Raw genomic sequence first — 9,973 nt, 5'->3', positions numbered from 1 at the left:
GTAGTGGATGCCTTCTTCTTCACACAACCGCTGGATGAACTGCAGGTTGGACTCGTCGTACTGCACGCAGTATTCGCGGTCCGGGTACACGGCGCCGAGCTGGAACTGATAGGCGTTGGCGAGAATGCCGTGCTCTTCCAGCACCTGGGCAATGATCTTCGGCACGGTCATGTGCTGGAACATGCGCTGGTTGATGCGGTGGGCCAGGTACGCCAGCTGCGGGCGCAGGGTCACCTGGTAGCGGGTCAGGCGCTTGCCCGCCTCGCCTTGCGCGGCGCGGTAGATCAGGCCGTGCAGGCCACGGCCGTCGTCGCCGAGCTGAAGGAACGCGGGCTTGTGCAGCAGGTTTTCCAGGTCCAGCGAAGGGCGCTCGCTGACCAGCTCCAGGTCGATGGCGTAGGGCTGGCTGATGGCTTCCGCGCCATCGAAGGCAAGCACTTGGAAGTCATGCTCCAACCCGTCGATGTGCAGGCTGAAATGGGTCTGGTTCGCGGCGGCAAACATCCTTGTCCCTCTCTGTGCGTAAATTCGTGGTAATGCGTCCGTGGTCTGGCGTCAGCGCCGGAGCCTGGCCCAGAAGCCTTGCGCGGCAAAGGCGTCGCGCAGTTGCCCGGCATCGACGCGGCGCTGCTCGGGGTCGAAGGCCAGCGCCCGGCGCAGCGCGGCCCAGGCCTTGCCTGGCATGCCGGGCGGGGCCTTGGCCGCCAGCTGCATGCCCTGGTCACGGGCCTTGAGCGACGGCACGCGCTCGAAGGGGTGGCGGCCGGTAATCAGCTCGTACAGCACGCACGCCACCGCATACAGGTCGCTGGCGGTACTCGGCGTGCCGCCCTCGAATAGTTCCGGGGCGGCGTAGGCCGGGGTCCAGGCTTCGAAGCGGCCATGGCTCAGGTGCGGCAGACCGGCCAGCGGGCCGTCCAGGGCCAGGCCCAGGCCGAAGTCGAACAGGCGCAGGCCGTCGTCGCCGAGCATCACGTTGCTGGGCTTGAGGTCGCCGTGCACCACGCCCTGTGCATGCACGCAGGCCAGGGCGTCGAGCAGCGGCACGGCGATCTCGCGCACTTGCGCCCAGGCCAGGCCCAGCGGCTGGTCACACAGCAGGCGGTCCAGCGAGGTGCCGCGCATCAGCTCCATGGTGATGAAGCCGCGTTCGCTCTGCGGGTCGATGGCGAAGCCTTGCAGGCGCACCAGGTTGGGGTGGCGCAGGCGGCTGGTGAGGGCGTACTCGTTGAACAGCAGGGCGTTGGCGTCGGGCGCCGTGGCCAGCTGGTCGCTCATCAGCTTCACCGCCAGCAATGGCTGTGGGTCACCGAAGCCCTCCTGCAACAGGTCGCGGGCGCGGTACACCAGGCCCATGCCGCCGGCGCCAAGCAGGCGCTCCAGGCGGTAGCGCCCGGCGAGCACGTCGGGGATCGGCGCCAGCGCCCGCGCGGCCGGGACCGGCGCGGGTTGCGCGCGGCCCTTGCCACGCCGCTTGCGCCGCGCCTTGCCGGTGCGGGCGGGCTCGGGCTCGCTGGCCTGAGTGAATGCGAAGTATGTCGACTCGCTGCCCTGCTCGAGGGCGTCGAGCACGTCGAGCGCGTCGCCGCTGCCAAGGTTCATCGGTGGATCACCACTGCGGTCAGGTTGTCTTTCGCCGCGCCGCCCAGGGCGGTGTCGAACAGGCGTTGCAGGGCCTCGCCGGGCGAGGCCAGGTCCAGGGCGTGGCCCAGGCCGCCGCTCTCCAGGCCGTCGTAGAGGCCGTCGCTGCACAGCAGGAATACATCGCCCGGCTGCGCCTCGAACTCCAGCACTTCCAGGGTGAGGCTGGCGCTGGCGCCGACGGCGCGGGTCAGGGCCCTGGCCGAGGGGTGCTCGCGGGCCTGCTCGGCGCTCATGCTTTGCTGGTCCATCAGTTGCTGTTGCAGCGAGTGGTCACGGGTCAGCTGGTACAGGCGCTGGCCGCGCCACAGGTAGCAGCGGCTGTCGCCGGCCCACACGCAGGCACCGCGGCGGCCGTCGAGCAGCAGGGTCACCACGGTGCTGCCGATCACCCGCGCCTGGCCGGCGACGCTCACCGTCAGCTCCTGGCCCAGGCGCCGGTTGATCCAGTGCAGGCACTGGCGCACGGCGAGCACGCGCTCGTCGAAACTGCTGGCGGCCGGCAGGTCGGCCAGGCTCTCGACGATCATCTGGCTGGCGACATCGCCGGCCTCGTGGCCGCCCATGCCGTCGGCGACCGCCCACAGCCCGTGCTGCGGGCAGTCGAGAAAGGCGTCCTCGTTGCGCGCACGGACCTTGCCGGGGTCGGTGCGCGCCGCGCTGCGCCAAGGGCTGGCTGCGCGCATCACAGCTCCCCTGGCAGGCGGAAGCCGCGCAGCACGCTGAGGTCGAACGGGTTCGGCGTGCGCTGGCTGGTCAGCAGGTAGTTGGCGCGCATGCCGCCGACATTGGCCTTGAGCACCATGGTGTCGCGGCCCTTGAGGTACTCGGTCTGCATCAGGTCGAGCAGGCGGAACAGCGACCACGGGCCACCGTTCTTCTCCAGCGCCATGGGGCGGCCGTTGAGCTGCTCCAGGGTCAGGCTGGTGTTGCCGTCCTGGGCTTCGGTCGGCCACTTCAGGCTGGTGGAGACGATCGGGCCGTGGCGGTAGTCGATCACCGTGTCGCCGAAGCGGAACTCGGCGCGGCTCACCGCCGGGTCGAGGGTGTACGGCTCGAGCTTGAACTGCACCTGCGGCTCTTCGGGGTTCTGCGCGAAGAAGCTCTGGCGGATGGTCTGGGCGGCGCTCATCTGATCGAGGTAGGCCTTGGTCATCGGCAGGCTCTGGCCGTCGAGGCTGCGCAGACGGTAGGCGCCTGGCTCACCGCTGACGAACGGGCGCATGTAGGTGTCGAAGAAGCGGTCCGCCACGCCCTGGGCCTTGAAGAAGTCGCGGAAGTCGCTGATCGCCACATCGCTGGTGCCATGGGCGTTGAACGGGTAGCGCGACTCGATGGTGCGGCCGTAGTGGCTGTACAGCTCGCTCTGGTAGCGCTGGTTGAGGTAGGTGTAGGTGTCGTTGAGCACCATGCGCCAGATGTCGTCGGACAGCAGGTTGAACCAGCCGGCCACCGGGCGCGGCAGGCGCACGGTGCCGTTGCGCAGGCTGCTCAGGGCGTCACGCTGCCCCGACATGCGTGCCTTGGCCATCTGGTACGAGGCTTCTTCGGCCTGGTTGGAGCGGGCCAGGCCGGCCAGCTGCTGCTGCAGGTCGTTGAGCGCTTGCATGGTCGGCGCCAGGTCTGGGCCTGGGCCGTTGTTGTCGTCGAGCAGCCGGTGCAGCGGCTCGAAGCGCCGTTGCAGGGCCATGCGCGCGGTGTCCGGCAGCGGCTTCTTGGCCAGCGCGTCGCGGGCCTTGTCGGCCACGGCACCGGCCACGGCCGCGCCGCCCTTGCCGAGCTTCTTGGCCACGGCCTTGTTGGCGGCGGCTTCGGCGGCGGGGTTGCCTTCGTCGGTGGTTTCGGCCAGTACCGGGAAGCGGGTGTTCTCGCGCACCTCGGTGAGCAACAGCAGCAGCGGCGAGTTGGCGGCGGTCAGCGCCGACAGCTGATCGGCGCCTTCGCCGGCATCGCTGAACGGGATCAGGCCGACCTGGTTGACCGCCTCGCCCCAGTAGTTGGCGTAGTCGCGGAAGTACAGCTGCTCCAGCTCCACCATCAGGCGGCGCATGTCCATGTCGCTGATGCCGCTGCCCTCGCCCAGCACCCAGTTGTCGCGCAGGATGTCGTTGACCAGGTTGGCGCCCTGCACCGAGAAGTACTGCTGGTAACCCTGGGAGGTGTAGAAGCCGGGGATCGGGTAGTCGATGCCGACGAACTGCGCGGCCTGCGGCCCGAGCTGCTGGCTGAGGCGGTATTCGGGCAGGCTGCGGGCCTGCTCGCGCAGCACGCGGTACACCACGCTGGCCAGGGATTCGGCGCGCAGCACCTGACGGGCCTGGGCCACCAGGGCATCGTTGAGCGGATAGGCGAAGGATTGCTCGAGCAGGCGCCCGAAGTGGGTGTTCAGGCTGTCCTGGGCGGCGGTATTGCCGTTGTAGCGCTGCGACCAGCCGGCCGCCACCCAGTCCTTGAGCCAGGCCTGGTCGCGGCGCTCGGGCAGGCCGAGCATCAGGTAGGCGCGCAGGCTGTTGAGCAGGCGCTCGCGGTTTTTCAGGTTGCTGCGGATCTGCCCTTCGACCATCTGCGCCACCCGCGGCAGCAGCACGGTTTCCAGCTCGCGTTGGTAGGCCGGTTGCAGCACTTCGTTGGCCGGCACGCCCTGGTACAGGCCGCCGCGTTGCAGCAGCGAGACATCACCGGGCACCGGGAACACGCGGGAAGCCTGCCAGGCGGTGTCCAGCGGCTTGAGCGCGGCCAAGGCGTCATCGCGGGCATCCAGGGCGAGGTGCTGGCGCTGCCACTGGCGGCCCAGCTCACGCACCTGCTCCAGGCGCTCGTGGTTGCCGGAGAAACTGCCGGCCCACAGCACGCCGAACACCGCCAGCGCGCCCAGGGCACCGAGGTAGACGGCGCGCTGGCCCCAGTGGATGCGTCGGCGTTCGCGCTGGTCGAGGCCGGCCAGGTCGTACTCGGGGAAGATCACCCGGCTGAACAGTTGCAGGGTGAAACGCGAGCGGCCTTGTACCGCGCCACGGCCGGGCTGGCCGGGGTGGAAGCCGTTGTCGCTGTCGACCCGTGGCGCCTGGTGTGGCGCGCTGGTCAGGTAGAAGCCGCGCAGCTGACTGGCGCGCTGGTAGCGGTTGCCGGTGAAGGCGGCGTCGACGAACAGGCACAGCTGGTCGCCGATGCGCCCCAGCTGGTGCGGGAAGTCGAGGATGCGCGCGCGGCGCTGGGTGTTGCGCTCGTGGTGCATGCGCTGGGTGACCTGGTCGCCCAGGCGCTGCAGCAGGCCCTGGAATTCCTTGGCCAGCAGCTCGGTGTCGGCGCCGTTCTGGCCCTTGCCGAAGGTGATGCCGAACACCTGCTCGTTCTCTTCGCGCGACTGCTGGTCGAAGAAGGCGTCGAAGCCTTGCAGGCGGTCGGTCTTGCTCAGCACCAGGTACACCGGCACTTCGACGTGCAGGCGCTGGCGCAGCTCCTGCAAGCGCGAGCGGACTTTCTGCGCCAGGTCGTTGACCGCCGCCTCGCCGCCCAGCAGGGTGTCCAGCGGCACGGTGACCACCACGCCGTTGAGCGGGCGGTTACGGCGGCGCAGGCGCAGCTGGTCGAGCAGCACGCGCCAGGCGCTGCCGTCGATCTCGCTGTCGGACTGGTTGAGGAAGCGCCCGGCGGTGTCCACCAGCACGGCCTGTTCGGCAAAGTAGAAATCGCAGAAATCGCCGCTGGACGGATCACGGGCGAGCTTGCGCTCCAGCGCGTTGATCGGGAACTCCAGGCCCGAATGGTCGATCAGGCTGGTCTTGCCCGCGCCCTGGGGCCCGAGCACCAGGTACCAGGGCAGGTCGCGGCGCCAGCGTTCGCTGCGCCCGCCATACAGGCTCGAATTCTTGAGGGTGGCCAAGGCATGCTTGAAGCGGGCCTTGATCTCCTTGGCCTCCTCGTCCTTGCGCTCTTCGCGCTCCAGGCGCTCGCGGCCGTCCTCGCTCTCAAGCTCTTCCTGCTTGCGGTTGTTGGCGCGCCAGCTGGCGAACACCATCCACAGGCCCCACACCAGAAACAGCACGCTGATGGTCAGCAAGCGCGCGGCGGCGTCTTCCCAGAACTTGTTGTCGGCCACGGCCAGCAAGGGGCCGGCGAACCACACCAGCAGCGCCAGGGCCAGCACCAGCAGCAGGCTCCAGACCCAGGTCTTGGCGAGGAAGGCGCCTACTTTCTTGAAAAAATTCTTCATCACAGGTCCTTGTGTCACTGCCGCGGTTGGGCCGCTGGCTGCTCGAGCGTCTGGAAGGGTTGCAGGACGGTCGCGCGCTGTTCGCCCAGTACCCAGGCGAAACCGGAATACATCACCACCAGGCACACCAGGGTGAACAACGCCACGCTCCACCACGGCACGATGCGCACCGGGCTGTTGCGCTGCTGGTCGAGCCCTTCCCAACGCGGCGACAGCTCACGCGGCACGTCGCCGCGCAGCTGACGGATCTGCCGGAACAGGGCGTCGCGGATGCCCTCGAGCTCCGACATGCCGCGGTCGATGACCCGGTACTTGCCCTCGAAGCCGAGCGACAGGCACAGGTACATCAGTTCGAGCATCGCCAGGTGCTTGACCGGGTTCTTCGACATGCGGTCGAGCAGCGAGAAGAACTTCTCGCCGCCGAAGGTCTCGTTGTGGAAGGCGCTGAGCAGGCTCATCTGCGACCACTGGCTCTCGTTGCCCCAGGGGGTGGTGACCACCGCCTCGTCGACCACGGTGCACAGCAGGTAGCGGGCCACGGTGACCTGGCCGTTCTCCACGCCCTCGTAATGGATGCGCGCCTCGAAGGCGCGCACGCAGGCGCTCAGGCGCTCCTTGAGGTTGTTCAGGTCTTCGGCGGTGTCGCTGTGCTTGAGCCGCACCACTTCCGAGAGCAGCTCGCCGGCGGCGGCCACCAACGGGTTGAGGCCGACGCTGAAGCTGCCGCTGGAGGGCAGGCGCGCCGAGTAGACCATGCGCTGCTCCAGCGGCTCGGCCCGCGCCGAGCTGCCCAGGGCGGTCAGGGCCTGCCCTTGCGGTGCCGAGCCATCCTGGTTGAACAGGACGGTCTTGTCGTCCTGAGGGGTATCCATGTCCTTGCTCATGCTCAGTTCCTGATGGCCCAGAATTTCAGTTCGAGATCGGAGAACTCACTGGTGACGTGGAAGGCGAAGCCACCGGAACCGTCCATCTTCTTGCGATCTTCGGCGTCGAGTTCGACGATGAAATAGGTCTTGTTGGCGTGGAACGGGATCTGCCGCGGCGCCACCGGCAGCGGTTTGACCTTGAGCCCGGGCAGGTGCAGGTTGACCAGCTGGCGGATGCGCTCCACCGGGCCGACCTTGAGGTGCGACGGCAGGCGCTGGCGCAGCTCCTCGGACTCGCAGTTGGCGCTGGCGGCCAGCACGAACGAGGCGGTGGTGAGCAGGCCCGGGTCGTGCAGCGGCGACACCAGGATGCCGTACTGGCGCTGTTGCAGTTCCAGCTCGATGGCGTGCTGTTCGAGCACCATCGACAGCACCTGGCGGATCGACTCCATCAGCTTGCGGAAGCTCGCGCCCTGGTCGCTGTGCTGGTAGCGGGCGTCCAGGCGCGGGCGCTTGGTGTCGCTGGAGAAGGTCGACAGGTCGCCGAGCATGATCAGGAAGGTGCGGTACAACTCTTCGGGGTGCACCTGCTCCAGGCTCAGGTAGTGGCGCAGGAGCATTTCGGTGCGGTTGATCAGCTGCAGCATCATGAAGTCGCCGACCTCGGCGCCACCGACCTTGCCGTTGGAGCGGATGCGCTCGGCCAGGGTGTCGCCACGCAGCGCCAGCATGCTGATCACCTCTTTGAGGCACGACAGCAGGTACACCGAGGCGTGGGTGCGGATGTAGGTGGGCACGAAGTTCGGGTCGAGGCTGATGACACCGTCGGGCGAGGTGTCGAGGATCTCGCAGACCTTGAGCTTGACGTAGGCCTGGTCGGTTTGCTGCTCGCCGAGCAGCAGGCGGAAGTCCGGGCGCGCGCAGTTGATCTGGCTGCTGTTGTCGTCGCCGGCGTTGGAGTCGGACACCTCCACCTCGTAGGTGGTGTAGCGGGTCAGCACGTCGGACTGCTCGGGACGGCGCGCCTCGATGTGGTTGCCGGTGACCAGCGGCAGGGCCATGAAGATCGGCGTGGCACCGGTGTTCGGCGGCACGTCGAGGGCCAGCGGCTCGCTGCTGCCGTCGAGCTCGAACAGGCTGCCGTCGGGCAGGATGCCGGCGGCGCGGCTGATCACCAGCTTGCCCATGTTGAGGAACTGCAGGTCGATTTCCAGGTTGATGAAGCCGTAGGTGTAGGTGCCCAGCAACTGGGTGCGGGTCTTCATCTGGCTGTCGTAGTAACGGTCGTTGTGCTGGAAATGCTGGGGACGCAGCAGCATCCCCTCCTGCCAGACTACCTTGTGCACGTTCATCGCTGATCACCCGCTTGGGCCACGGCCGGCACTCCGTTGTGGATGCCGGCCTGGTCGAGGTAGAGGTTGGCGGTGACCCGCTCGCCGGCACGAATGGCCTGCACCCGGCGCCACTGCGCCTGGTCGAGGTCGCGGTAGGCGGCCATGACGCCGACGAAGCGGCTGTCGGGGTTGATGCTGAGCTTCAGGCTCAGGGTTTCGCCGGGACGCAGTTCGTGCTCCTCGGTGGCCACCATGTCCTGGGACAGGGCTTCTTTCGGGCTCTGGTAGAGGGTGAAGAAATCGGTGCTCTCGAAGGCCACCGGGTGCTTGAGCTCGTACAGGCGCACCACCACCGGCGACGGCCGGCCGTTGATGTCCAGGTTGAGCTGGTCGGTGGCGGTCAGGGTGAGGTCGAGCTTGGTCATGTGCGAGTACGGCGACAGGGCGCTGCAGCCGGCCAGCCAGGACAGGGTGGCCAGGGCCCACGTCGCCCTGAGCATCGTGCGGGTGATGCGAGTCATGGGGGTTATCCTTGCGGGTCGTGATTGAGCGAAGCGATCAGGCGGACCTGCTCTTCGTAAGTGCGGGCGAAGTCCTTGGTCAGCAGGCGCTCGCTCCAGTCTTCGTTGCCCACCAGGGCCTGGTGGTAGCGCACGTAGGCCTTCCAGCGGCTACCGAACAGCCCGCGGCGGCCCTGACGCTCGAATTGCAGCGCCAGCTGCTCCGGGGCGAAGTGCTCCAGGGTGCTGCGCAGGGCCTGGCGGCTGGCGCCGAGCATGGCCACCTGGTGCGCCTGGAGGTCGCGGAAGGCCTGGGCCACCGCCTGCTCGGCAGACAGCTGGCCGCCACGGCGCGGCTTGAGCAGGTCGCCGAGCACCTGGTCGGCTTCCAGCGGCGCCTTGATCGGGTTGCGGCTGGCGCTTTGCGGGGTGGTCAGCGACAGGCGCAGTTCGTTTTTCAGCTCGCTGCGGGTGCGCAGGCTCTGTTGCAGCCCGGCGACGCTATGGCGCAGCAGCCCGGCGGCCTGCACCGCGAGGTCTTCGCGGGCCTGCTCGTCGAGGTTGTCCAGGTCGACGCCCAGGGCCGCGCCGAAGCGCTTCCAGAAGGCGTCGTCGCGGCGTTCGCGCGGGGCCGGCACAGGTGCAGGCTCTGGCACCACCGCCGGTACCAGGGTCGGCACGATCAAGCTTTCCTGGTCGATCTGCGCGTAGTCGGCACGCTGGCGCGCCGGCGGCTCGGGCATGGCCAGGGCGGCCAGCTCGTCCATCGGCTGCAGGCGCGCTTCTTCATGGTCCATGGCGCTGATGGGGTCGAGTTCGAGGAAGGCGTCGTCGGGGATGATATTGCCGCCCGGCATGCCCAGGCCGACGTCGTAGCCGGCCTCGCTGTCGATCAGGCGCGCGCGCACTTCGATGTCACCCATGCGGTAAATCGCGCCTTGCTCGATGCGGTACAGCTCGCCCTTGCGCAGCTGGGCACCGCTGCTGGCCAGGCGGATGCCGTTGCTGCTGGTGTCGGTGAGGAAGAACGCGCCGTTCTGGTAGGTGACCTGGGCGTGATGGCTGGACAGGTGACGTTTGTCGTCCTCGATGCACCAGTGGCAATCCTTGGCCCGGCCGATCTCGCCACCGGCGCGGCCGAAGGTCTTGTTCGGCGAGTCGGTGCGGCCGTGCTGGCGTTTGTCGAGCAGTTCGAAAACCAGTTCCATGGTCAGGGCTCCTTGCGCTCAGTTGTCACGGTTGAGGGCCTGGGGGTCACCCAGGGGGCGGTAGCTGTCGTCGTCGAACTTGTAGTTGCCGGCGCAACCGGCCAGGGCGAACGCGGTGAGCAGGGCCAGCAAGGTGGCCCGGCAGTAACGGTGAAGCATGGGGGCGGCTCCATGTGCGGATGAGGCAGGCACCGTTACGGGTGCGCCTGGG

At 68.2% G+C, this 9,973-nt stretch carries 9 protein-coding genes; all 9 read right to left on the bottom strand.

Translation table 11 applies throughout. The features are described from left to right. Positions 1-504 (bottom strand): contractile injection system protein, VgrG/Pvc8 family (locus F6X61_RS23295; protein WP_256671411.1); only part of this gene is annotated, 504 nt, incomplete at its 3' end. Positions 505-555: 51 nt separating this feature from the next. Continuing rightward, positions 556-1,602, bottom strand: a complete 1,047-nt coding sequence (locus F6X61_RS23290; protein ID WP_153788717.1) for a serine/threonine-protein kinase — start codon at positions 1,600-1,602, stop codon at positions 556-558. After that, entirely contained in the window at positions 1,599-2,327 is a 729-nt protein-coding gene (locus F6X61_RS23285; protein ID WP_153788716.1) for a PP2C family serine/threonine-protein phosphatase, read from the bottom strand. The genes F6X61_RS23290 and F6X61_RS23285 overlap by 4 nt, the downstream gene beginning before the upstream one ends. Next, entirely contained in the window at positions 2,327-5,854 is a 3,528-nt protein-coding gene (gene tssM / locus F6X61_RS23280) for a type VI secretion system membrane subunit TssM (RefSeq protein ID WP_153788715.1), read from the bottom strand. The genes F6X61_RS23285 and tssM overlap by 1 nt, the downstream gene beginning before the upstream one ends. A 14-nt stretch (positions 5,855-5,868) precedes the next feature. After that, positions 5,869-6,738 carry a type IVB secretion system protein IcmH/DotU gene (gene icmH / locus F6X61_RS23275; RefSeq protein ID WP_110996302.1) on the bottom strand — a complete coding sequence of 290 codons (870 nt, stop codon included), beginning with the start codon at positions 6,736-6,738 and terminating at the stop codon, positions 5,869-5,871. A 2-nt stretch (positions 6,739-6,740) separates the two neighbouring features. Then, positions 6,741-8,072, bottom strand: a complete 1,332-nt coding sequence (tssK, locus tag F6X61_RS23270; RefSeq protein WP_110996301.1) for a type VI secretion system baseplate subunit TssK — start codon at positions 8,070-8,072, stop codon at positions 6,741-6,743. Continuing rightward, positions 8,069-8,575 carry a type VI secretion system lipoprotein TssJ gene (gene tssJ / locus F6X61_RS23265; protein ID WP_153788714.1) on the bottom strand — a complete coding sequence of 169 codons (507 nt, stop codon included), beginning with the start codon at positions 8,573-8,575 and terminating at the stop codon, positions 8,069-8,071. The genes tssK and tssJ overlap by 4 nt, the downstream gene beginning before the upstream one ends. 5 nt (positions 8,576-8,580) lie before the next feature. Next, the gene (gene tagH / locus F6X61_RS23260; protein ID WP_153788713.1) at positions 8,581-9,762 is read right to left on the bottom strand and encodes a type VI secretion system-associated FHA domain protein TagH; all 1,182 of its coding nucleotides are present in this window, start codon (positions 9,760-9,762) and stop codon (positions 8,581-8,583) included. A gap of 18 nt (positions 9,763-9,780) precedes the next feature. Beyond that, the gene (locus tag F6X61_RS23255; protein ID WP_153788712.1) at positions 9,781-9,921 is read right to left on the bottom strand and encodes a type VI secretion protein; all 141 of its coding nucleotides are present in this window, start codon (positions 9,919-9,921) and stop codon (positions 9,781-9,783) included. Positions 9,922-9,973 lie beyond the last annotated feature (52 nt).

Source organism: Pseudomonas sp. EMN2 (assembly GCF_009650555.1).
GTDB classification, from domain to species: domain Bacteria; phylum Pseudomonadota; class Gammaproteobacteria; order Pseudomonadales; family Pseudomonadaceae; genus Aquipseudomonas; species Aquipseudomonas sichuanensis.
This window is presented reverse-complemented; position numbering and strand designations above follow the sequence as displayed.

Coding starts and splice junctions, on each gene's coding strand:
- F6X61_RS23290 (WP_153788717.1), bottom strand. CDS start 1,602: ATGAACCTTGGCAGCGGCGACGCGCTCGACGTGCTCGACGCCCTCGAG.
- F6X61_RS23285 (WP_153788716.1), bottom strand. CDS start 2,327: ATGCGCGCAGCCAGCCCTTGGCGCAGCGCGGCGCGCACCGACCCCGGC.
- tssM (WP_153788715.1), bottom strand. CDS start 5,854: ATGAAGAATTTTTTCAAGAAAGTAGGCGCCTTCCTCGCCAAGACCTGG.
- icmH (WP_110996302.1), bottom strand. CDS start 6,738: ATGAGCAAGGACATGGATACCCCTCAGGACGACAAGACCGTCCTGTTC.
- tssK (WP_110996301.1), bottom strand. CDS start 8,072: ATGAACGTGCACAAGGTAGTCTGGCAGGAGGGGATGCTGCTGCGTCCC.
- tssJ (WP_153788714.1), bottom strand. CDS start 8,575: ATGACTCGCATCACCCGCACGATGCTCAGGGCGACGTGGGCCCTGGCC.
- tagH (WP_153788713.1), bottom strand. CDS start 9,762: ATGGAACTGGTTTTCGAACTGCTCGACAAACGCCAGCACGGCCGCACC.
- F6X61_RS23255 (WP_153788712.1), bottom strand. CDS start 9,921: ATGCTTCACCGTTACTGCCGGGCCACCTTGCTGGCCCTGCTCACCGCG.